The following is a 21437-nucleotide window of genomic DNA, read 5'->3' as shown; positions in this document are numbered from 1 at the left end:
GGCATGAAACTGATCGTGCTGGACCGCGACGGCGTCATCAATGTCGATTCCGATGACTACGTACGCAGCGCCGCGCAGTGGCAACCGCTGCCCGGTAGCCTGGCGGCCATCGCCCGGCTGAACCGGGCCGGTTGGCAGGTGGCCGTGGCTACCAACCAGTCCGGTCTGGCGCGCGGTTACTTCACGGAAGACGACCTCGCGGCCATGCACGAGAAACTGCAGCGGCTGCTGGCGGAGGAGGGCGGTCGGGTCGACCTGATCCTCCACTGCCCCCATGGCCCGGAAGCCGGCTGCGACTGCCGCAAGCCGCTGCCCGGCCTGTTTCGCGCCATCGCCCACCACTATGGCCGTACCGACCTGGGCGGTGTCCCGGTGGTGGGCGACAGCCTGCGCGATCTGGAAGCCGGCATGGCCCTTGGCTGCACGCCCTTTCTGGTGCGTACCGGCAAGGGCGAGCGCACCCTGGCCAAGCCTTTGCCATCCGGTACCCGGGTCTTCGCCGACCTGGCGGCGGTGGCTGATCATCTGCTCGAGGAAGCGCCCTGATGCGGCTCTTGCGTACCCTGTTGTTCTATGTGCTGCTGGGGACCAGCGGCATCCTCTGGTCCTGCGTCAGCCTGCTGATCGCGCCCTTCCTGGCCTATCGCGCCCGCTATCGGCTGGTGGTCAAGGCCTGGACCGGTTTCGCCGTCTGGCTGGCCAAGGTCATCTGCGGCATCCGCTACGAGATCGACGGCCTGGAAAACGTCCCGGCGCAGCCCTGCGTGATCGTGGCCAACCACCAGAGCACCTGGGAAACCTTCTTCCTGTCCGCCCAGTTCGAGCCCACCTCCCAGGTGATCAAGCGCGAATTGCTCAGGATTCCCTTCTTTGGCTGGGCCTTCTCGCTGCTCAAGCCCATCGCCATCGACCGTGACAACGGCAAACTGGCCCTGCAGCAGCTGACCGAGCAAGGCGGCCGTTATCTTGCCCAGGGCTGCTGGGTACTGATCTTTCCCCAGGGCACCCGCATCGATTACGGTCAGATGGGCAAGTTCTCCCGCGGTGGCGCCGCCCTGGCCTGCAGCCTCAACGTGCCCATCCTGCCCATCGCCCACGATGCCGGCGCCTACTGGCCCAATCGCTCCTGGATCAAGTCGCCGGGGACCATCAAGGTCAGCATCGGCCCGCTGCTCCATCCCCAGGGCCAGGATCCCCGCGCCATCGTCGATCTCAATAATCGCTGCTTCGCCTTCATCGAGCAGGCCCTGGCCCCCAAGCCCGATGCCGACCCGGCCGAGCGCTGCGTAGCCTGAGCGCCAGGCCGCAAGGCCTGGCTCTTTCCACCTCTTTTCCTCCCTTTTCCCACAGACTTATCCACAGGCTGTGCCAAGCTTTTCGCGCATCCGAATTTTGGGCTGCTAGCGCGGATTGACCGTCATCCACAAGTACCGACAAGCTTATTCCCAGGCTTATCCACAGGAACGTCCTTTATATCCTGTGTCTCTATGCCGCATGGCACGGCCCCTTTACGGATATTTTCGGCGTTGATCAAAAGCGGCTGAGGAAAACTATCCACAAAACCTTCGGCTATAAGATGAACGGCGTTCGTTGTCGTGGAACGAAACGGCGCGACTCTCTAGCCAGAATGTTTTCCACAAAAAAGCCCCGCATGGCGGGGCTTGTGCATAACCGCAGTCGATCAGACGTCGAGGTTCGATACCGCCAGGGCGTTGCTCTCGATGAAGTCGCGACGCGGCTCCACGTGATCGCCCATCAGGGTATTGAAGATCTGATCGGCCGCTACGGCATCCTCGATGGTTACCTGCAGCATGCGGCGCACGTTCGGGTCCATGGTGGTTTCCCACAGCTGATCCGGATTCATCTCACCCAGGCCCTTGTAGCGCTGGATGTTGAATCTCTTGCTGGTCTCGTTCATCAGCCATTCCCAGGCTTCCTTGAAGGTGCTGACCGGGCGACGGCGTTCACCGCGCTTGGCATAGGCGCCTTCTTCCAGCAGGTTGTCCAGCTGGGCGGCCAGCTCGGTCACCAGGCGGTAATCGTTGCTACCGAAGAAATCCCGGTTGAAGGTGACGTAGCTGGACAGGCCATGGGCGCGGGTTTCCACCTCTGGTAGCCATAGGCCTCGCTCGCGGTCCTCGCGCAAGCTGACGCGGTAGGTAGTGCCAGAGCGTTCGGAGGTCTGCAGGCGCGCGCTAAGGCCTTCCAGCCACTGACGCATCGCCGCTTCATCAGCCAGCTGATCGACACCGACCCGCGGCAGGTACAGCAGGTGTTCGCTGACGGCGGCCGGATACAGCCGCGACAGGCGCTTGAAGGTCTTCATCACCTGGCGATAGCTGTTCACCAGCTTTTCGAGTTCCACGCCGGACAGGCCCGGGGCGTTCTCGTTGACGTGCAGGCTGGCCTCTTCCAGGGCGGTCTGGGTCAGGTATTCCTCCATCGCCTCGTCGTCCTTGATGTACTGCTCCTGCTTGCCACGCTTCACCTTGTACAGCGGCGGCTGGGCGATGTAGATGTAGCCCCGCTCGATCAGCAGCGGCATCTGGCGGAAGAAGAAGGTCAGCAGCAGGGTACGGATGTGCGAACCGTCCACATCGGCATCGGTCATGATGATGATGTTGTGGTAGCGCAGCTTGTCGATGTTGAATTCTTCGCGGCCGATGCCGCAGCCCAGCGCGGTGATCAGGGTGCCCACCTCCTGGGAGGAGAGCATCTTGTCGAAGCGCGCCTTCTCCACGTTGAGGATCTTGCCCTTGAGCGGCAGGATCGCCTGGGTGCGCCGGTTGCGGCCCTGCTTGGCCGAACCACCGGCGGAGTCACCCTCCACGATGTAGAGTTCGGACAGCGCCGGATCCTTCTCCTGGCAGTCCGCCAGCTTGCCCGGCAGGCCGGCGATGTCCAGGGCGCCCTTGCGGCGGGTCATCTCGCGCGCCTTGCGCGCCGCTTCCCGGGCCCGGGCCGCGTCGATCATCTTGCCGACCACCGCCTTGGCTTCGTTGGGGTTCTCCAGCAGGAAGTCGGAGAAGTGCTTGCCCATCTCCTGTTCCACCGCGGTCTTCACCTCGGAGGAGACCAGCTTGTCCTTGGTCTGGGAGGAGAACTTGGGATCCGGCACCTTGACCGAGATGATGGCGGTCAGGCCTTCACGGGCGTCGTCACCGGTGGTGGCCACCTTGAACTTCTTGGCCAGGCCCTCGGCCTCGATGTAGCTGTTCAGGTTGCGTGTCAGCGCCGAGCGAAAGCCCGCCAGGTGGGTGCCGCCATCGCGCTGGGGAATGTTGTTGGTGAAGCAGAGGATGTTCTCGTTGAAGCTGTCGTTCCACTGCAGTGCCACTTCCACGCCGACGCCATCGTCTTCGCGCTGCACCTGGAAGTGGAATACCTCGTTCACCGCGGTCTTGTTGGTGTTCAGGTAGTCGACGAAGGCGCGCAGGCCGCCCTCGTACTTGAACAGCTCTTCCTTGCCGCTGCGCTCGTCACGCAGGACGATGCCGACGCCGGAGTTGAGGAAGGACAGTTCGCGAATCCGCTTGGCCAGGATGTCCCAGCTGAACTGGATGTTGTTGAAGGTCTCGGCGGACGGCTTGAAATGCACCTGGGTACCGGTGGTGTCGGTCTCGCCGATCACTGCCAGCGGCGCCTGGGGTACGCCGTGCACATAGACCTGCTCCCACAGCTGACCGGCGCGGCGGATGGTCAGGCGCAGCTCCTCGGAGAGGGCGTTCACCACCGAGACGCCCACGCCGTGCAGGCCGCCGGACACCTTGTAGGTGTTGTCGTCGAACTTACCACCGGCGTGCAGCACGGTCATGATGACTTCGGCCGCCGAGACGCCTTCTTCCTTGTGGATGTCCACCGGGATGCCGCGGCCGTTGTCGCGCACGGTGATGGATTCATCCATGTGGATGGTGATGCTGATCTCGCTGCAGAAGCCGGCCAGGGCCTCGTCGATGGAGTTGTCCACCACCTCGAAGACCATGTGGTGCAGGCCGGTGCCGTCATCGGTGTCGCCGATGTACATGCCGGGGCGCTTGCGCACGGCATCCAGTCCCTTCAGCACCTTGATGCTGGAAGAGTCGTAGGTATTGGTCTCGCTCATGCTTGGCTCCCGCTAGTGTGGGTCTGCTTGATATGGCCGTGTTCCACGTGAAACACGCTGACCTCTGTCTCCGGCCGCCAGGCGGCCTGTAGCGTCTCGCGCTCGACACAGGTGATGAAGACTTGGCACTCCAGTGCCTCCAGCAGCCGGCACAAGGCCAGCCGGTGTCCCTCGTCCAGTTCCGAGGGCAGGTCGTCGATGAGATAGACGCACTGGCCCCGCTTGACCTGGTTGACCAACCGCCCCTGGGCGATGCGCAACGCGCACACCACCAGCTTCTGCTGGCCGCGCGACAGGATGTCCGCCGCGTTGTGGTTGCCGATGCGAATGCGCAGGTCGGCGCGCTGGGGCCCGGCCTGGGTATGTCCCAGCTGCAGATCCCGCGGCAGACTGTCCGCCAGCACCTCGCGCAGATCGCGCTCGCGGTCCCAGCCGCGGTAGTAGCTCAGGGTCAGGCCGTCGAGCTGGATCAGCTCGGCCAGTACCGCGGTGAATTCCGGCTTCAGACGCTGGATATAGGCCTGGCGAAAGCCATCGATCTCGGCGCTGGCCAGGGCCAGTTCCTGATCCCAGGCGGCCTGCGCCGCAGGGTCGATTTTACCACGTCTGAGCCAGTGATTTCGCTGCCTGAGCGCCTTTTGCAGGCGTTGCCATAGCGGTAGAAATCGCTGTTCCTCGTGGAACACGCCCCAGTCGAGAAACTGCCGCCTGATCTTGGGGCTGCCTTCGAGCAGCCGGAAGCCGTCGGGATTGATCAGCTGCAGCGGCAGCACCTCGGCCAGTTGCGCCGCGCTACGGGCATTCTCGCCATTGATGCGGATCTGGTAGTCACCGCCGCGCTCGCGTTGGATACCCAGGTTGCAATCCTGGCCACCGGGCAGCCGCACCTGGCCGAACACCGTGCAACTGGCCTGCTCGTGCTGGATGACCGGCGCCAGCTTGGTGCTGCGAAAGGAGCGGGCCAGGCCCAGCAGGTGGATGGCTTCCAGCAGGCTGGTCTTGCCGCTGCCGTTGGCGCCATGCAGGAGGTTGACCCGGGGCGAGGGCTGAAGCGCGACCGCCTGCAGATTGCGCAGGCGGTCGGCGTTGAAACGGATCAGCGTCATCGAGCGGCGATCAGAGGCGCATCGGCATCACGACATAGGAGGAGTCGTCGTTGCCCGCCTCCTGCAACAGCGCACTGCTGCTGGAATCGGACAGGGTGATGCGCACCTGATCGGTGGTCATCACGCCGAGCACGTCGAGCAGGTAGCTGACGTTGAAACCGATCTCCAGGCTGCCGCCGTCGTAGTCGACCTGCAGTTCTTCCTCGGCCTCTTCCTGCTCCGGGTTGTTGGCCTGGATCTTCATGAAGCCGTTTTCCAGCTGCAGGCGGATACCACGGTACTTCTCGTTGGAGAGAATGGCGGTGCGGCTGAAGGCTTCGCGCAGATGCTGGCGCTCGCCCAGTACCAGCTTGTCGCCATGCCGCGGCAGCACGCGCTCGTAGTCGGGGAACTTGCCGTCCACCAGCTTGGAGGTAAAGGTGAAGTCGCCGGTGGTGGCGCGGATATGGTGCTGGCCCAGGACCACGTTGACCGGCTCTTCCGGTTCGGTGAGCAGGCGCGACAACTCCAGGATGCCCTTGCGCGGCACGATGACCTGGTGCTTCTCGGCCTGGTCGACGTCGGCTTCCAGCATGCACATGGCCAGGCGGTGACCATCGGTGGCCACGGCGCGCAGCCGGCCGGTGCTGGCTTCCAGCAGCATGCCGTTAAGGTAGTAGCGCACGTCCTGCTGGGCCATGGCGAAGCCAGTGCGCTCGATCAGACGGCGCAGGCGGCCCTGGGGAATGCTGAACTTCAGCGAACCCGGACCTTCCTCCACGGTGGGGAAGTCGTTGGCCGGCAGGGTGGACAGGGTGAAGCGACTGCGTCCGGCACGAATCAGCAGCTTCTGCTCCTCGGTACGGATGTCGATCAGCGCATCGGGCTGCAGGCTCTTGCAGATGTCCATCAGCTTGCGCGCCGGCACGGTGATCTCGCCGGCTTCGGCGGCTTCTTCCAGATCGACCCTTCCAACCAGCTCGACTTCCAGGTCGGTACCGGTCAGCGAGAGGCGCTGGCCTTCCACGACCAGGAGTACGTTGGACAGCACCGGCAGCGTTTGCCGACGTTCCACGACACCGGCCACCAGCTGCAGCGGTTTCAACAGGGCTTCGCGTTGAATGGTGAAATGCATGGTCAGGTCCTTGCCAGGGCCGCGTCCGTCAGGTGGTCAGGGTACGCAGCAGGTTCTTGTAATCCTCGCGGATATCCGCGTCGGATTCCCGAAGTTCGGCGATCTTGCGACAGGCATGCAACACCGTCGTGTGATCGCGTCCGCCAAAGGCGTCGCCGATTTCCGGCAGGCTGTGGTTGGTCAGTTCCTTGGACAGCGCCATGGCGACCTGCCGCGGCCGGGCGACCGAGCGCGAGCGGCGTTTTGACAGCAGATCGGCGATCTTGATCTTGTAGTACTCGGCCGCGGTGCGCTGAATGTTGTCGATGCTGACCAGCTTGTCCTGCAGCGCCAGCAGATCCTTGAGCGACTCGCGGATCAGCTCGATGGTGATGTCGCGGCCCATGAAGTGGGCATGGGCGATCACCCGCTTGAGCGCGCCTTCCAGTTCCCGCACGTTGGAACGGATGCGCTGGGCAATGAAGAAGGCGGCGTCGTGGGGCAGGTCGACCTTGGCCTGGTCGGCCTTCTTCATCAGGATCGCGACCCGCGTCTCCAGCTCCGGCGGCTCCACGGCTACGGTGAGCCCCCAGCCGAAGCGCGACTTGAGCCGCTCTTCCAGGCCATCGATCTCCTTGGGATAGCGGTCGCTGGTGAGGATCACCTGTTGTCCACCTTCGAGCAGGGCATTGAAGGTGTGGAAAAACTCTTCCTGCGAACGCTCCTTGCGGGCGAAGAACTGGATGTCATCGATCAGCAGCGCATCCACCGAGCGGTAGAAACGCTTGAATTCGTTGATGGCGTTGAGCTGCAGCGCCTTGACCATGTCGGCGACGAAGCGCTCCGAATGCAGATAGACGATCTTGGCGTTCGGATTGCGCTTGAGCAGGTGGTTGCCCACCGCGTGCATCAGGTGGGTCTTGCCCAGACCCACGCCGCCATAGAGGAAGAGCGGGTTGTACCCGTGCTTGGGATTGTCCGCCACCTGCCAGGCCGCCGCGCGGGCCAGCTGGTTGGACTTGCCCTCGACGAAGTTCTCGAAGGTGAAGGTGCGGTTCAGATAGCTGGTGTGCTTGAGCGCACCCTCCACCTGCACGGTACGTTCGGTCTTGACGGCCGGCTCGTCGGCCAATTCCGCCGTCACGTCTTCCAGGGCGACGCCCGCGGTGACGATGTCCGATTGGATCGGTTGCGGCGCCTGCACCGGTGGTGGCAGCGGAGCGCTCTGGCTGTTCGGCGTCTGGACCGCGCGCGGCTTGTTGCTGCGCTTGCTGCCGATCAGCAGGGACAGCACCGGGGCGATACCGTCGTCGGCATGCTCTTCGAGCAATTCGAGCAGGCGGCCCAGGTATTTTTCGTTGACCCAGTCGAGCACGAAGCGGTTGGGCGCGAACACCCGCAGCTCATCCCCTTCCGCTTCCACCTGCAGTGGCCGGATCCAGGTATTGAATTGTTGCGAAGGCAACTCGTCGCGCAGCACATCCACGCAACGTTGCCAGAGTTCGACCGACACAGCGTCTCCCAAGAACTGGAGCGGCCCGGACGGGCCATGAGCAAACGCCCATTGTATCCCTCCCCACCTGGGTTATCCACATGACTGCGCAGTTTCCCGGCAGATAGCCGCCTCAACCGTCACGACCGGGCATATGACCGTCAGCACTGTGGATAAGGCCGTCTGACCTCTCTGGACATCCCGGGGTTTTTCTCTGTGGATAATCCGGCTGTGCGTAACAGCTCTGCTTATCCACAGCTCCTGGACAGCCTGACCACCTTCGGCACACCTGTTGAAAACAGACTTTCCGCTGCCGCTCCGACCAGGCTGGACCCAGGCTGCCACGTTCTATCCACAGAAAACCGCTGCACCATACATATTCACTTCAACAGTCTTTTAAAACCTTCTGACCTGTTGATTTTATTTACGCGCTCGTCTGCCAGCCGGTGCTGGTTGGAAATTGACCTGTACCGAGGCTTTCTCTAGAATCGCCGGTCTCTTTGCGCGGGGCACTCATGCCTTGCCGCTTTCACCTAGGTAAAAGTCCATGAAACGCACCTTCCAACCCAGCACCCTGAAGCGCGCCCGTGTCCACGGTTTCCGTGCTCGTATGGCAACCAAGAACGGCCGTCAGGTTCTCGCCCGTCGCCGTGCCAAAGGCCGCAAGCGTCTGGCGATCTGATTGCCCGGTCAGGTGGTGAGTCAGGGTTTCGGTCGGGACAGGCGCTTACTGAGCTCCCAACAGTTCCAGGCGGTCTTTGACTCTCCCACCCACAAGGCATCCGGCAAGCACCTGCTGCTGCTCGCCCATGCCAATGGGCTCGACCATTCCCGCCTGGGGCTGGTCATCGGCAAGAAAAGCGTCAAGCTTTCTGTCGAGCGCAATCGCATCAAGCGGGTCATCCGGGATTCCTTCCGGCTGAATCAGGACCGCCTCGGCAGCTTCGATCTGGTCTTCGTCGCCCGCAAGGGACTCGGCGAGGTCGACAATCCCGAATTGCACGATCAGCTGCTGCAACTGTGGAAACGTCTCAATCGCCAGGCGAGCAAGACGATTGCCCACCCCATTGACAGTCCCGACGGTGCTCATGCGTAAACCGGCCCTGCTGCTGATTCGCTTCTACCGTTATGCCATCAGCCCCTTGATGGCCAGTCACTGTCGTTTCTATCCGACCTGTTCCGGTTACGCCCTCGAAGCCATCGAGTGCCACGGGCTGCTGCGTGGTGGCTGGCTGACCACACGGCGACTGTGCCGGTGCCATCCCTGGCACTCAGGCGGATACGATCCCGTTCCTCCCGCAAAGAACCCAGCCCCGACCTCTTCGATGGCCGAGTAAACATGGATATCAAGCGCCCGCTACTCATTGCCGCCTTGGCGATCGTGTCCTACACCCTGGTTTTCCAGTGGAACAAGGACTACGGCCAAGGCGATCTGCCCACGGCCAAGACGCAGACCAGCGTCCTGCCGGGCGATACCCCCAACGTGCCCACCGACGTCCCGGCCGATGCCAAGGCAGCTGCCCCGGTGGACAACGCGGCTGCCCAACCGAGCACCGCGCTCATCAAGGTGCGTACCGACGTCCTGGATCTGGCCATCGACCCCCGCGGCGGCGACATCGTCCAGCTCGGCCTGGTGCAGTACCCGAGCCGCCAGGACCATCCCAACGATCCCTTCATGCTGTTCGACAACGGCGCCCAGCGTCTCTACCTGGCGCAGAGCGGCCTGACCGGTGCCAACGGTCCCGATGCCAACAGCGCCGGTCGTCCGCTGTACACCTCGGCGCAGTCCAGCTACGTGCTCGCCGATGGCCAGCAGCAGCTGGTGGTGGATCTCAAGTACCAGGCCAATGGCGTCGACTACATCAAGAGATTCACCTTCCACCGGGGCCTGAAGGTCGACTGCTCGGACGCCGAGAAGGCGCAGAAGAAGATCGCCTGCATCAACCCGGACGCCTACCAGATCCAGGTCAGCTACCTGATCGACAACCAGAGCGCCAGCGCCTGGAACGGCGTGCTCTATGCCCAGCTCAAGCGTGACAAGAGCGGCGATCCCTCGGCCACCACCGCTACCGGCGTGTCCACCTACCTGGGCGCCGCGGTCGGTACCCCGGCCGAGCCCTACCGCAAGGTGTCCATGAGCGACATGGACAAGAATCGCCTGCAGGAAGCGGTGCAGGGCGGCTGGGTCGGTTGGCTGCAGCACTACTTCGTCACCGCCTGGGTGCCGAACAAGGACGAGCAGCACCAGATCACCACCCGCAAGGATGCCCAGGGCAACTACATCGTCGGCTTCACCGGTCCGCAGTTCAGCGTGCCGGCGGGTGGCAAGGGCGAGACCTCGCTGACCCTCTATGCCGGTCCGAAGATCCAGGAGCACCTCAAGACCCTGTCCCACGGTCTGGAACTGACCGTCGACTACGGCTTCCTGTGGTTCATCGCCCAGCCGATCTTCTGGCTGCTGCAGCATATCCACAGCATCCTGGGTAACTGGGGCTGGTCGATCATCGTCCTGACCATCATCATCAAGATGCTGTTCTTCCCGCTGTCCGCCGCCAGCTACCGCTCCATGGCCCGCATGCGTGCCGTCGGCCCGCGACTGCAGGCGCTGAAGGAACAGCATGGCGACGATCGCCAGAAGATGTCCCAGGCGATGATGGAGCTCTACCGCAAGGAGAAGATCAATCCCCTGGGTGGCTGTCTGCCCATCGTGGTGCAGATGCCGGTGTTCCTGGCACTGTACTGGGTGCTGCTGGAAAGCGTCGAGATGCGCCAGTCGCCCTGGATGTTCTGGATCACCGACCTGTCGGCCAAGGATCCCTTCTTCATCCTGCCGATCATCATGGGCGGCACCATGCTGGTGCAGCAGATGCTCAACCCGGCACCGCCGGATCCCATGCAGGCCAAGGTCATGAAGATGATGCCGATCATCTTCACCTTCTTCTTCCTGTGGTTCCCGGCCGGTCTGGTGCTGTACTGGATCGTCAACAACTGCCTGTCGATCCTGCAGCAGTGGTACATTACCCGGAAGATCGAGGCGGCCAGCAAGAAGGCCTGACCCCGCTCACCCTGTCCACACGACGCCCCTTGATTGGGGCGTCGTGCTTTCTGGAGGATCGTCATGTCCCTGCCTTCCGACAGCATCGCCGCCATCGCCACCGCTACCGGGCGCGGCGGAGTCGGTATCGTCCGCGTCTCCGGGCCCCTCGCCGCCCCCCTGGCGCGGGCGATCTGCGGCCGTGAGCTGCCCCCGCGACATGCCCACTATGGCAACTTCCTGGCCGCCGACGGCAGCGTGCTGGACGCCGGCATCGCGCTGTTCTTTCCCGGTCCCAACTCCTTTACGGGCGAAGACGTGCTGGAACTCCAGGGCCATGGCGGCCCGGTAATCCTCGACCTGCTCCTGCGCCGTACCCTGGAAGAGGGCGCGCGCCTGGCCCGCCCGGGCGAGTTCAGCGAACGCGCCTTTCTCAACGACAAGCTCGACCTGGCCCAGGCCGAGGCCATCGCCGACCTCATCGAGGCCAGCACCGAACAGGCGGCGCGCAATGCCCTGCGCTCGCTGCAGGGCGAATTCTCCCGTCGCGTGGAAAGCCTGGTCGAGCAACTCATCCAGCTGCGTATCTACGTCGAGGCTGCCATCGACTTTCCCGAGGAAGAGATCGACTTCCTCGCCGACGGTCGGGTCCAGGGCCTGCTGGAGGGGGTCCAGGCCGAATTGCAGGAGGTCCGTCGCGAAGCCAATCGCGGTGCCCTGCTGCGTGACGGCATGACCGTGGTGATCGCCGGCCGTCCCAATGCCGGCAAGTCCAGCCTGCTCAATGCCCTGGCCGGCCGCGAAGCCGCCATCGTCACCGACATCGCCGGCACCACCCGCGATGTCCTGCGTGAACATATCCACCTGGATGGCATGCCGCTGCACGTGGTCGATACGGCCGGTCTGCGCGACACCGATGACCGGGTGGAACAGATCGGCGTTCAGCGGGCCCTGGACGCCATCGCCGGAGCCGATCGAGTGCTGCTGGTGGTGGACGCCAGCGCACCGGAAGCCCGCGATCCCCAGGCGCTCTGGCCGGAACTGCTGAGCGCCAGGCCGCCGCTGGACAAGCTGACGGTGATCCGCAACAAGGCCGACCTCACCGGTGAGCCCACCGGGTTGCTGGGGTCGACCGCACCGGTGGAGATCGCCCTCAGCGCCACCGATGGCGGCGGAGTCGAGGCCCTGCGCGAGCATCTCAAGGCCTGCATGGGCTTCGAGCAGACCACCGAGGGCGGCTTCAGCGCCCGCCGCCGCCATCTGGATGCCCTGCAGCGGGCGGCCAGCGCCCTGGACCACGGCTATCGCCAGCTCACCCTGGCTGGTTCCGGCGAGCTCTTGGCCGAGGATCTGCGCCAGGCTCAGCAGGTACTCGGCGAGATCACCGGTGCCTTCAGCTCCGACGATCTGCTCGGCCGCATCTTCTCCAGCTTCTGCATCGGCAAGTAACTCCCGCTCCGCTGTAGCAGGCCTGTGCAATGCAGGCCTTGTCTGTCCTCACTTCCCCCTTCCAGAGCCCTGTTGATAACCCCGCCTGAGGTCTGCCCATAAATCGGTGCACGACCTGTCCATGACTGCCACTGTGGATAAGCGGGCAAAGGGTCCACAGGATGCTGATAGCTTGTGTTCATCCACAGCACAAGACGTACACCGGGTTCAGTTTTTCCCCAGCCCAGACCTGCCAAGGGCTGGATAAGCTTATCCACAGCAAAGGGCCTGCATATACATAAGCTCTATATCAGTCCTTTTAAAACTTTCTTCTCTATTGTTTATATTGAGCGTCTACCACGGCGCCTGGTCATTTTTTGGCCAGGGCCCCTTCTGCAAGACTGGCCTAGGCCTTATACTTGCCGGCTTTCCTTCGAATTCCTGCCAACAGGCACGAGGTGCGTGGTGGACTTTCCTTCCCGTTTCGACGTCATCGTGATCGGTGGCGGCCATGCCGGTACCGAAGCGGCCCTGGCGGCCGCTCGCATGGGTGTGCGCACCCTGCTGCTCACGCATAATGTGGAAACTCTCGGCCAGATGAGCTGCAATCCCGCCATTGGCGGCATCGGCAAGAGCCATCTGGTCAAGGAGATCGATGCCCTGGGCGGCGCCATGGCCGCGGCGACGGATCTCGCCGGCATCCAGTTCCGCATTCTCAACAGCCGCAAGGGACCTGCCGTCCGCGCCACTCGCGCCCAGGCCGATCGCGTGCTGTACAAGGCGGCTATCCGCTACACCCTGGAAAACCAGCCCAACCTGTGGATATTCCAGCAGGCCTGTGACGACCTCATCGTCGAAGGCGATCGGGTGGCCGGCGTGATCACCCAGATGGGCCTGAAATTCCATGGCGACAACGTGGTGCTGACCGCTGGAACCTTCCTCGGCGGTCTTATCCACATCGGCATGCAGAATCACAGCGGTGGACGAGCGGGAGACCCGCCCGCCATCGCCCTGGCCCAGCGCCTGCGGGAACTGCCGCTGCGGGTCTCCCGCCTGAAGACCGGCACGCCGCCACGTATCGACGGCCGCTCGGTGGACTTCTCGGTGATGACCGAGCAGCCAGGGGATACCCCGCTGCCGGTGATGTCCTTTCTCGGCAATCGCGAGCAGCATCCGGCGCAGGTCAGCTGCTGGATCACCCACACCAACGCCCGCACCCACGACATCATCCGCGCCAACCTGGATCGTTCGCCCATGTACTCGGGCGTGATCGAAGGGGTAGGGCCGCGCTACTGTCCGTCCATCGAAGACAAGATCCATCGCTTCGCCGACAAGGACAGCCATCAGGTCTTTCTCGAACCCGAGGGTCTGACCACCCACGAGCTCTATCCCAACGGCATCTCCACCTCGCTGCCCTTCGATGTGCAGCTCGAGGTGGTGCGCTCCATGCGCGGCCTGGAGAACGCCCACATCCTGCGACCCGGCTACGCCATCGAATACGATTTCTTCGATCCGCGGGATCTCAAGTACAGCCTGGAAACCAAGGTCATCGCCGGCCTGTTCTTCGCCGGCCAGATCAATGGCACCACCGGTTACGAAGAAGCCGGCGCCCAGGGTCTGCTCGCCGGTGCCAACGCCGCGCTGCGCGCCCAGGGCCGTGAAGCCTGGTGTCCGCGCCGCGACGAGGCCTACCTCGGCGTGCTGGTCGACGATCTCATCACCCTGGGCACCCAGGAGCCCTACCGGATGTTCACCTCCCGCGCCGAGTACCGGCTGATCCTGCGCGAAGACAACGCCGACCTGCGCCTGACCGAAAAGGGGCGCGAGCTGGGTCTGGTGGACGACCAGCGCTGGGCGCTGTTCGAAGCCAAGCGCGAGGGCATCGCCCTGGAAGAGCAGCGTCTCAAGGCGATCTGGATTCGCCCGGGCACGCCCGAGGGCACGGCGGTGGCCGAGCGCTTCGGCACGCCGCTCAATCACGAATACAACCTGCAGAATCTGCTGGCTCGTCCGGAGATCGACTATGCCGGTCTGCTGGCCGCGGTAGGTCAGACACCGGCCGAGGCCCAGGTCGCCGAGCAGATCGAGATCAAGACCAAGTACGCCGGCTACATCGATCGCCAGCAGGACGAGATCCAGCGCCTGCGCGCCAGCGACGCCGTGGCGCTGCCGGCGGAGCTCGACTACGCCACCATCTCCGGACTGTCCAAGGAGATCCAGCACAAGCTGGCCCAGGCCCGTCCCGAGACCCTGGGGCAGGCCTCGCGCATTCCGGGCGTCACGCCAGCGGCGGTCTCGCTGCTGCTGATCCACCTCAAGAAGCGCAGCGCCGGTCGCAGCCTGGAGCACAGCGCCTGATGGCCAGCGCGATCCAAGCCAACGAACTGCGCCAGGGCGCCGAGACCCTCGGCGTGGCCCTGAGCGCCGCCGTGGAAGAGCGGTTGCTGGGCTACCTGGACCTGCTGGTCAAGTGGAACAAGGCCTACAACCTCACCGCGGTGCGCGATCCCAACGAGATGGTCTCGCGGCACCTGCTGGACAGCCTCAGCATCGTCCCCCACGTGGGCGCCGGGCAGTGGCTGGACGTGGGCAGCGGCGGCGGCATGCCGGGCATTCCCCTGGCGATCCTCTTTCCCGAGTCGCGCTTCACCCTGCTCGACAGCAACGGCAAGAAGACCCGCTTCCTGACCCAGGCCAAGATCGAGCTGGGCCTGGCCAATCTCGAGGTGGTCCACGCCCGCGTCGAGGCCTTCCAGCCTGCCGCGCCCTTCACCGGCATCGTCTCGCGGGCGTTCAGCGCCATCGACGACTTCGCCACCTGGACGCGCCACCTGGGCGACAACCAAACACAGTGGCTGGCGATGAAGGGACTGCACCCCGACGACGAGCTGGCCAAGCTACCAGCGGATTTCCGGGTTGCGGCGGCGCACGTCCTCGCGGTTCCCGGTTGCCAAGGCCAGCGGCACTTGCTGATACTGCGCCGCACGAACGGAGAGGGGTAAGGCGGTACATGGCCAAGGTTTACGCGATAGCCAACCAGAAGGGCGGGGTGGGCAAGACCACGACGTGCATCAATCTCGCCGCTTCTCTGGCCGCCACCAACCGGCGCAAGGTGCTGCTGATCGATCTCGATCCCCAGGGTAACGCCACCATGGGCAGCGGGGTGGACAAGCACGCCCTCGAGCATTCGGTGCTGGACGTCCTCACCGGGGCCTGCGGCCTGCTCGACGCCATGCACTTCTCCGAGCACGGCGGCTACCAGCTGCTGCCCTCGAACCGCGACGTCACCGCCGCGGAAGTCGAGCTGCTGGAGATGACCGGGCGCGAGAGCCGGCTACGCGATGCCCTCGCCCCCGTGCGGGACAACTACGACTACGTCCTCATCGACTGCCCGCCGTCGCTGTCCATGCTGACCATCAACGGCCTGGTGGCCGCCGATGGCGTGATCATTCCCATGCAGTGCGAGTACTTCGCCCTGGAAGGCCTGACCGATCTGGTCGGCAGCATCCAGCACATCGCCCAGCGGCTGAATCCGCAGCTGAAGATCGAGGGCCTGCTGCGCACCATGTTCGATCCGCGCATCGGCCTGGCCAACGACGTCGCCGCCCAGCTCAAGCAGCACTTCGGCGACGAGCTCTACGAAACCATCATTCCGCGCAACGTCCGCCTGGCCGAAGCGCCCAGCTACGGCATGCCCGCCCTGGTCTACGACAAGAGTTCCAAGGGGGCCGCGGCCTACCTGGAGCTGGCCAGCGAGCTGGTCAAACGTCAGCGCAAGGCGGCTCGCGTCGCCAAGACTGCCTAAGGAATCCCCATGGCTGTGAAGAAACGAGGTCTGGGCCGCGGTCTCGACGCCCTGCTCGGCGGTGCCAGCGTCAAGGTCCTGCAGGAGCAGGCTGCCGCCACCCCGGTCAGCGAACTGCAATCGCTGCCGCTGGACATCATCCAGCGCGGCAAGTACCAGCCGCGCCGGCACATGGATCCGACCGCTCTGGAAGAGCTGGCCAACTCCATTCGCGTCCAGGGGCTGATGCAGCCCATCGTGGTGCGTGCCATCGGTGAAGGCCGTTACGAGATCATCGCCGGCGAACGCCGCTGGCGGGCCAGCCAGCAGGCCGGTCTGGAGCGTATCCCGGCGCTGGTGCGCGACGTGCCCGATCAGGTGGCCATCGCCCTGGCGCTGATCGAAAACATCCAGCGGCAGAATCTCAATCCGCTGGAAGAGGCCATGGCGCTGCAGCGGCTGCAGGACGAATTCGAACTGACCCAGGCCCAGGTGGCCGAAGCCGTCGGCAAGTCGCGCTCGGGCGTGACCAACCTGCTGCGCCTGCTGGCGCTGGCCGAAGACGCCAAGGAAATGCTGGCCAGGGGCGAGCTGGAGATGGGCCATGCCCGGGCACTGCTCGGTCTGCCCAAGGCGCGCCAGGCCGAAGGGGCGCGGCACGTTGTCGCACGGGGCCTCACCGTCCGCCAGACCGAAGCCCTGGTGCGCCAGTGGCTCAGCGGCGCGGAGCCGGAGGAGAAGGCCGCGGTGGTCGATCCCGACATCAGTCGGCTGGAGCAGCGTCTGGCCGAACGTTTGGGCGCCAACGTGCAGATCCGCCATGGTGAAAAAGGCAAGGGTCAACTGGTGATCCGTTACACCTCTTTGGACGAACTTCAAGGCGTACTGGCGCACATTCGCTGACACAAATGCCTGCAAGCCTGGACGGCAATCTGTCCGGGGTGGCTTGAACCACTCTGGACGCGCCCCTATACTTTGCCCGCTTTTTGTCGGCACAAAGCATGCCAGTGAAAACAACTATTAAGCCGACACCAGAGGACTTCGAGCCGATGGACCGCCGCACGCCCAAACGCCTGCCTTTCCATCACCAGCCTGCCTTTCGCCTGCTGCTCGTCCAACTGGCTGTCGCGTCGTGTGCCGCCGTTGTCTTGTATTGCTTCGTCGGTAAGGTCGCCGGTTATTCCGGATTGTTGGGCGGGCTGATTGCCTGGCTGCCCAATCTGTATTTTTCGTTCAAGGCGTTCCGCTATCGTGGCGCCCATGCCGCCCAAGACATCGTCCGTTCTTTCTACTCGGGCGAGGCGGGCAAACTGATTCTCACGGCAGTGCTCTTTGCACTGACGTTTGCTGGGGTAAAACCGCTTTCGGCTCCTGCACTGTTCGGCGTCTACCTGTTGACGCTGATGGTCAATGCCGGCGCGCCCCTGCTACTGAAAAAACCGACTAGACCTTAAGGCATTCGAGGCACACATGGCAGCAGACTCCGCTTCGGGCTACATCCAGCACCACCTGCAGAACCTGACCTATGGTATGCACCCGGTGAACGGCTGGAGCTTCGCCCACACCCCCGCTGAAGCTAAGGAAATGGGCTTCTGGGCCTTCCACGTGGACACCCTCGGCTGGTCGGTCGCCCTCGGCCTGATCTTCCTGGTGCTGTTCCGCAGCGTCGCCAAGAAGGCCACCAGTGGTCAGCCCGGCGGCCTGCAGAACTTCGTCGAGGTGCTGGTCGAATTCGTCGACGGCAGCGTCCGCGACACCTTCCACGGCAAGAATCCGCTGATCGCGCCCCTGGCCCTGACCATCTTCGTCTGGATCTTCCTGATGAACCTGATGGACCTGGTGCCGGTGGACTGGCTGCCGTCCGTGGCCGGCATGCTGTTCGGCGAGCACACCTACTTCCGCGTGGTGCCCACCACCGACCCGAACGCCACCCTGGGCATGGCCCTGTCGGTGTTCGCCCTGCTGATCTTCTACAGCATCAAGATGAAGGGCCTGGGCGGCTTCTTCGGCGAGCTGACCCTGCATCCCTTCAGCAGCAAGAACATGCTGCTGCAGATCATCCTGGTCCCGATCAACTTCCTGCTCGAATTCGTCACCCTGATCGCCAAGCCGATCTCGCTGGCACTGCGACTGTTCGGCAACATGTATGCTGGCGAGCTGATCTTCATCCTCATCGCCATCATGTTCGCCAACGGTCTGGCGCTGGGTGGCCTGGGTATCGTGCTGCAGTGGGCGTGGGCAGTGTTCCACATCCTCATCATCACCCTGCAGGCCTTCATCTTCATGATGCTGACCATCGTCTACCTGTCGATGGCGCACGAAGAAAGTCACTAAGGAATGGCCCCCGGACGCTGCTGACGGCGTCCGGAGGCGGTTCTGCCGTGAGTCCCGGAGGACGTTGTCCGCCGGGTAACTTGGGAAAACTTTTTCGCTTCAACCTTAACCAAGACGACTAAAAAAGTCGGGAGGAAAGATGGAAACTGTAGTTGGTTTGACCGCGATCGCCGTTGCTCTGCTGATTGGCCTGGGCGCTCTGGGTACCGCCATTGGCTTCGGTCTGCTGGGTGGCAAGTTCCTCGAAGGCGCCGCTCGTCAGCCGGAAATGGTTCCGATGCTGCAAGTCAAGATGTTCATCGTCGCCGGTCTGCTCGACGCCGTGACCATGATCGGTGTTGGTATCGCCCTGTTCTTCACCTTCGCTAACCCCTTCGTTGGTCAGATCGCCGGCTGATCACCCTCACGGGTGTAGGCAGGACTGATGGACAACGAACGAGCGAGGTGTTGGCGTGAACATTAATGCAACCCTGATAGGCCAGTCCGTTGCCTTCTTCATCTTCGTGCTCTTCTGCATGAAGTACGTGTGGCCGCCGATCATCTCGGCGCTGCGTGAGCGTGAGAAGAAGATTGCCGATGGCCTTGACGCTGCCAACCGCGCGGCTCGTGATCTGGAAGTGGCACAGCAGCAAGCCAACCAGAAAGTGAACGAAGCCAAGGGTCAAGCAGCCGAGATCATCGAGCAAGCCAACAAGCGTGCCGCTCAGATCGTCGAGGACGCACAGGCCAAGGCCCGTGCCGAAGGCGACCGGATCAAGGCGCAGGCTCAGGCGGAAATCGAGCAGGAAATCAACACCGCGAAGGACGCTCTGCGTGCTCGCGTCGGCGTGCTGGCCGTGGCCGGCGCCGAGAAGATCCTCGGATCGACCGTTGATGCCAATGCTCATGCCCAGTTGGTCGACCGACTGGCAGCGGAAATCTAAGCGAGGCCACCAATGGCAGAACTGAACACGCTGGCCCGGCCCTATGCCAAGGCGGCTTTCGAGTTCGCACAGTCCCAGCAGCAGCTGACCCAGTGGTCGGCCGCGCTAGGGCTGCTCGCCGCGGTATCCCAAGATGGGACCGTGCGCCAGCTGCTTCAGCAGCCGCAGTTGACTGCGGACGCCAAGGCCGGATTGCTCATCGATGTATGTGGCGATCAGCTGGATGCACAGTCCCAGAACTTCGTTCGGACCGTGGCAGAAAACAACCGGATCGACCTGTTCCCGGCCATCGCCGAGATCTACGAGGCGTACAAGGCCGAGCAGGAAAAATCCATCGAGGCGGAAGTCACCAGTGCTTTCGCCCTGAGCGACGAACAGCAAGACAAACTCGCCAAGGCTCTCAGCGCAAGGCTAGGTCGACAAGTGCGACTAAATGCATCCGAGGATGCGAGCCTGATCGGTGGTGTGGTTATCCGCGCCGGCGACTTGGTAATCGATGGCTCCGTTCGCGGCAAGCTCGCGCAACTGGCCGAAGCGTTGAAACCTTGAGTTTGAAGGGGCAGTAGCATGCAGCAACTCAATCCTTCCGAAATTAGTGAAATCATCAAGGGTCGCATCGACAAGCTCGACGTGACCTCGCAAGCCCGCAACGAAGGCACCATCGTCAGCGTGTCTGACGGTATCGTGCGGATCTTCGGTCTGGCCGACGTCATGTACGGCGAAATGATCGAATTCCCCGGCGGCATCTACGGCATGGCGCTGAACCTGGAGCAGGACTCCGTCGGCGCCGTGGTCCTGGGTAGCTACCTGGGTCTGGCCGAAGGCATGAGCGCCAAGTGCACCGGCCGCATCCTGGAAGTCCCGGTTGGTCCGGAACTGCTGGGCCGCGTCGTCGACGCCCTGGGCAACCCCATCGATGGCAAGGGTCCGCTGAACGCCAGCGCCACCGACGCCGTCGAGAAGGTCGCACCGGGCGTGATCTGGCGTCAGTCGGTCGACCAGCCGGTGCAGACCGGCTACAAAGCCGTCGATGCCATGATCCCGGTAGGCCGCGGTCAGCGTGAGCTGATCATCGGTGACCGTCAGATCGGCAAGACCGCCATGGCGATCGATGCCATCATCAACCAGAAGAACAGCGGCATCCGCTGCGTCTACGTCGCCATTGGTCAGAAGCAGTCGACCATCGCCAACGTGGTGCGCAAGCTGGAAGAGAACGGCGCTCTGCACAACACCATCGTGGTGGCGGCCAGTGCGTCCGAATCGGCGGCTCTGCAGTTCCTCGCGCCCTACTCGGGTTGCACCATGGGCGAATACTTCCGCGACCGCGGTGAAGACGCCCTGATCGTCTATGACGATCTGTCCAAGCAGGCCGTGGCCTATCGCCAGATCTCCCTGCTGCTGCGTCGTCCGCCGGGTCGTGAAGCCTATCCCGGCGACGTGTTCTATCTCCACAGCCGTCTGCTCGAGCGCGCTTCCCGCGTCTCCGCCGACTACGTCGAGAAGTTCACCAACGGCGCCGTGACCGGCAAGACCGGCTCGCTGACCGCCCTGCCGATCATCGAGACCCAGGCCGGCGACGTGTCCGCCTTCGTTCCGACCAACGTGATCTCCATCACCGACGGCCAGATCTTCCTGGAAGCCGGCCTGTTCAACTCGGGCATCCGCCCGGCGGTCAACGCCGGTGTCTCGGTATCCCGTGTGGGTGGTGCGGCCCAGACCAAGATCATCAAGAAGCTGTCCGGCGGTATCCGTACCGCGCTGGCCCAGTACCGTGAACTGGCGGCCTTCGCCCAGTTCGCCTCGGACCTGGACGAAGCCACCCGCAAGCAGCTCGAGCATGGTCAGCGCGTCACCGAGCTGATGAAGCAGAAGCAGTACGCGCCCATGTCCATCGCCGAGATGTCCCTGAGCCTGTATGCCGCCGAGCGTGGTTTCCTGAGCGACGTGTCCCTGGACAAGATCGGTAGCTTCGAGCAGGCCCTGATCGCCTACTTCAACCGCGATCACGCCGACCTGATGGCCAAGATCAACGTGAAGGGCGACTTCAACGACGAGATCGACGCCGGCATCAAGGCGGGAATCGAGAAGTTCAAGGCCACGCAAACCTGGTAAGCCGCGACGGGGGCGCCAGCCCCCGTTTG

21 protein-coding genes are annotated in these 21437 nt (G+C 63.5%); 17 read left to right on the top strand and 4 right to left on the bottom strand.

Annotation, left to right across the window (positions count from 1 at the left end; all coding sequences use genetic code 11):
- Positions 1 to 3: 3 nt before the first annotated feature.
- Both gmhB and BGI51_RS07475 read left to right on the top strand, forming a co-directional pair.
- Positions 4 to 546: a D-glycero-beta-D-manno-heptose 1,7-bisphosphate 7-phosphatase gene (gene gmhB / locus BGI51_RS07480; protein WP_187980757.1), complete on the top strand. Its 543-nt coding sequence runs from the start codon at positions 4 to 6 to the stop codon at positions 544 to 546.
- On the top strand, positions 546 to 1295 hold the full coding sequence (locus BGI51_RS07475) for a lysophospholipid acyltransferase family protein (RefSeq protein ID WP_187980756.1): 750 nt from the start codon (positions 546 to 548) through the stop codon (positions 1293 to 1295). The genes gmhB and BGI51_RS07475 overlap by 1 nt, the downstream gene beginning before the upstream one ends.
- A 386-nt stretch (positions 1296 to 1681) precedes the next feature.
- Here the strand turns inward: BGI51_RS07475 and gyrB are convergent, their stop codons facing one another.
- Genes gyrB through dnaA form a run of 4 tightly spaced genes read right to left on the bottom strand, consistent with a single transcriptional unit; the run spans position 1682 to position 7814 of the window.
- Positions 1682 to 4102, bottom strand: coding sequence for a DNA topoisomerase (ATP-hydrolyzing) subunit B (gene gyrB, locus BGI51_RS07470; RefSeq protein ID WP_133860228.1), 2421 nt, complete (start codon positions 4100 to 4102; stop codon positions 1682 to 1684).
- On the bottom strand, positions 4099 to 5208 hold the full coding sequence (gene recF / locus BGI51_RS07465) for a DNA replication/repair protein RecF (protein WP_007160137.1): 1110 nt from the start codon (positions 5206 to 5208) through the stop codon (positions 4099 to 4101). The genes gyrB and recF overlap by 4 nt, the downstream gene beginning before the upstream one ends.
- Positions 5209 to 5218: 10 nt before the next feature.
- A complete protein-coding gene (gene dnaN / locus BGI51_RS07460) occupies positions 5219 to 6322 on the bottom strand; it encodes a DNA polymerase III subunit beta (RefSeq protein ID WP_007160136.1) in 1104 nt (367 codons plus the stop codon).
- A gap of 28 nt (positions 6323 to 6350) precedes the next feature.
- On the bottom strand, positions 6351 to 7814 hold the full coding sequence (dnaA, locus tag BGI51_RS07455; protein WP_187980755.1) for a chromosomal replication initiator protein DnaA: 1464 nt from the start codon (positions 7812 to 7814) through the stop codon (positions 6351 to 6353).
- A gap of 526 nt (positions 7815 to 8340) precedes the next feature.
- Between dnaA and rpmH the strand changes: the two genes are divergently transcribed.
- The 15 genes from rpmH (at position 8341) to atpA (ending at position 21408) form a co-directional block, all read left to right on the top strand.
- A complete protein-coding gene (gene rpmH, locus BGI51_RS07450; RefSeq protein ID WP_017641476.1) occupies positions 8341 to 8475 on the top strand; it encodes a 50S ribosomal protein L34 in 135 nt (44 codons plus the stop codon).
- 12 nt (positions 8476 to 8487) lie between these two features.
- Positions 8488 to 8889 (top strand): ribonuclease P protein component, encoded by a 402-nt coding sequence (gene rnpA, locus BGI51_RS07445; RefSeq protein WP_133860591.1) that lies wholly within the window; start codon positions 8488 to 8490, stop codon positions 8887 to 8889.
- Complete coding sequence (gene yidD / locus BGI51_RS07440) at positions 8882 to 9130, top strand: membrane protein insertion efficiency factor YidD (RefSeq protein WP_133860224.1); 249 nt, start codon at positions 8882 to 8884, stop codon at positions 9128 to 9130. The genes rnpA and yidD overlap by 8 nt, the downstream gene beginning before the upstream one ends.
- Before the next feature lie 2 nt (positions 9131 to 9132).
- Positions 9133 to 10848: a membrane protein insertase YidC gene (gene yidC, locus BGI51_RS07435; protein ID WP_133860223.1), complete on the top strand. Its 1716-nt coding sequence runs from the start codon at positions 9133 to 9135 to the stop codon at positions 10846 to 10848.
- A 63-nt stretch (positions 10849 to 10911) separates the two neighbouring features.
- Positions 10912 to 12276 (top strand): tRNA uridine-5-carboxymethylaminomethyl(34) synthesis GTPase MnmE, encoded by a 1365-nt coding sequence (gene mnmE, locus BGI51_RS07430; RefSeq protein WP_187980754.1) that lies wholly within the window; start codon positions 10912 to 10914, stop codon positions 12274 to 12276.
- A 444-nt stretch (positions 12277 to 12720) separates the two neighbouring features.
- Complete coding sequence (gene mnmG / locus BGI51_RS07425; RefSeq protein ID WP_187980753.1) at positions 12721 to 14613, top strand: tRNA uridine-5-carboxymethylaminomethyl(34) synthesis enzyme MnmG; 1893 nt, start codon at positions 12721 to 12723, stop codon at positions 14611 to 14613.
- The gene (gene rsmG, locus BGI51_RS07420) at positions 14613 to 15257 is read left to right on the top strand and encodes a 16S rRNA (guanine(527)-N(7))-methyltransferase RsmG (protein WP_187980752.1); all 645 of its coding nucleotides are present in this window, start codon (positions 14613 to 14615) and stop codon (positions 15255 to 15257) included. Before mnmG ends, rsmG begins: the two co-directional genes overlap by 1 nt.
- Positions 15258 to 15265: 8 nt before the next feature.
- Positions 15266 to 16060 carry a ParA family protein gene (locus BGI51_RS07415; RefSeq protein WP_133860219.1) on the top strand — a complete coding sequence of 265 codons (795 nt, stop codon included), beginning with the start codon at positions 15266 to 15268 and terminating at the stop codon, positions 16058 to 16060.
- A gap of 9 nt (positions 16061 to 16069) precedes the next feature.
- Positions 16070 to 16942 carry a ParB/RepB/Spo0J family partition protein gene (locus BGI51_RS07410; RefSeq protein WP_158891415.1) on the top strand — a complete coding sequence of 291 codons (873 nt, stop codon included), beginning with the start codon at positions 16070 to 16072 and terminating at the stop codon, positions 16940 to 16942.
- Positions 16943 to 17088: 146 nt separating this feature from the next.
- Entirely contained in the window at positions 17089 to 17493 is a 405-nt protein-coding gene (locus BGI51_RS07405) for a F0F1 ATP synthase subunit I (RefSeq protein WP_133860217.1), read from the top strand.
- Positions 17494 to 17509: 16 nt separating this feature from the next.
- On the top strand, positions 17510 to 18373 hold the full coding sequence (gene atpB / locus BGI51_RS07400; protein WP_133860216.1) for a F0F1 ATP synthase subunit A: 864 nt from the start codon (positions 17510 to 17512) through the stop codon (positions 18371 to 18373).
- A gap of 139 nt (positions 18374 to 18512) precedes the next feature.
- Positions 18513 to 18770: a F0F1 ATP synthase subunit C gene (atpE, locus tag BGI51_RS07395; protein ID WP_003097235.1), complete on the top strand. Its 258-nt coding sequence runs from the start codon at positions 18513 to 18515 to the stop codon at positions 18768 to 18770.
- Between the two features lie 55 nt (positions 18771 to 18825).
- Positions 18826 to 19296 carry a F0F1 ATP synthase subunit B gene (locus BGI51_RS07390; RefSeq protein WP_007160122.1) on the top strand — a complete coding sequence of 157 codons (471 nt, stop codon included), beginning with the start codon at positions 18826 to 18828 and terminating at the stop codon, positions 19294 to 19296.
- Positions 19297 to 19308: 12 nt separating this feature from the next.
- Positions 19309 to 19845 carry a F0F1 ATP synthase subunit delta gene (locus BGI51_RS07385; RefSeq protein WP_007160121.1) on the top strand — a complete coding sequence of 179 codons (537 nt, stop codon included), beginning with the start codon at positions 19309 to 19311 and terminating at the stop codon, positions 19843 to 19845.
- Between the two features lie 18 nt (positions 19846 to 19863).
- Positions 19864 to 21408: a F0F1 ATP synthase subunit alpha gene (gene atpA / locus BGI51_RS07380; protein WP_017641467.1), complete on the top strand. Its 1545-nt coding sequence runs from the start codon at positions 19864 to 19866 to the stop codon at positions 21406 to 21408.
- The last annotated feature ends 29 nt before the right edge of the window (positions 21409 to 21437 follow it).

The sequence above is a fragment of the Pseudomonas oryzihabitans genome (genome assembly GCF_014522265.1).
Classification (GTDB): domain Bacteria; phylum Pseudomonadota; class Gammaproteobacteria; order Pseudomonadales; family Pseudomonadaceae; genus Chryseomonas; species Chryseomonas aestiva.
Note: the sequence above shows the minus strand (reverse complement) of the source record. Positions and strands in the feature narration are given on the sequence as shown.

Bases quoted from the DNA above. Each gene is read 5' to 3' on its own strand.
- gmhB (WP_187980757.1), top strand. From the start codon at position 4: ATGAAACTGATCGTGCTGGACCGCGACGGCGTCATCAATGTCGATTCC.
- BGI51_RS07475 (WP_187980756.1), top strand. From the start codon at position 546: ATGCGGCTCTTGCGTACCCTGTTGTTCTATGTGCTGCTGGGGACCAGC.
- gyrB (WP_133860228.1), bottom strand. From the start codon at position 4,102: ATGAGCGAGACCAATACCTACGACTCTTCCAGCATCAAGGTGCTGAAG.
- recF (WP_007160137.1), bottom strand. From the start codon at position 5,208: ATGACGCTGATCCGTTTCAACGCCGACCGCCTGCGCAATCTGCAGGCG.
- dnaN (WP_007160136.1), bottom strand. From the start codon at position 6,322: ATGCATTTCACCATTCAACGCGAAGCCCTGTTGAAACCGCTGCAGCTG.
- rpmH (WP_017641476.1), top strand. From the start codon at position 8,341: ATGAAACGCACCTTCCAACCCAGCACCCTGAAGCGCGCCCGTGTCCAC.
- yidD (WP_133860224.1), top strand. From the start codon at position 8,882: ATGCGTAAACCGGCCCTGCTGCTGATTCGCTTCTACCGTTATGCCATC.
- yidC (WP_133860223.1), top strand. From the start codon at position 9,133: ATGGATATCAAGCGCCCGCTACTCATTGCCGCCTTGGCGATCGTGTCC.
- mnmE (WP_187980754.1), top strand. From the start codon at position 10,912: ATGTCCCTGCCTTCCGACAGCATCGCCGCCATCGCCACCGCTACCGGG.
- rsmG (WP_187980752.1), top strand. From the start codon at position 14,613: ATGGCCAGCGCGATCCAAGCCAACGAACTGCGCCAGGGCGCCGAGACC.
- BGI51_RS07415 (WP_133860219.1), top strand. From the start codon at position 15,266: ATGGCCAAGGTTTACGCGATAGCCAACCAGAAGGGCGGGGTGGGCAAG.
- BGI51_RS07410 (WP_158891415.1), top strand. From the start codon at position 16,070: ATGGCTGTGAAGAAACGAGGTCTGGGCCGCGGTCTCGACGCCCTGCTC.
- BGI51_RS07405 (WP_133860217.1), top strand. From the start codon at position 17,089: ATGGACCGCCGCACGCCCAAACGCCTGCCTTTCCATCACCAGCCTGCC.
- atpB (WP_133860216.1), top strand. From the start codon at position 17,510: ATGGCAGCAGACTCCGCTTCGGGCTACATCCAGCACCACCTGCAGAAC.
- atpE (WP_003097235.1), top strand. From the start codon at position 18,513: ATGGAAACTGTAGTTGGTTTGACCGCGATCGCCGTTGCTCTGCTGATT.
- BGI51_RS07385 (WP_007160121.1), top strand. From the start codon at position 19,309: ATGGCAGAACTGAACACGCTGGCCCGGCCCTATGCCAAGGCGGCTTTC.
- atpA (WP_017641467.1), top strand. From the start codon at position 19,864: ATGCAGCAACTCAATCCTTCCGAAATTAGTGAAATCATCAAGGGTCGC.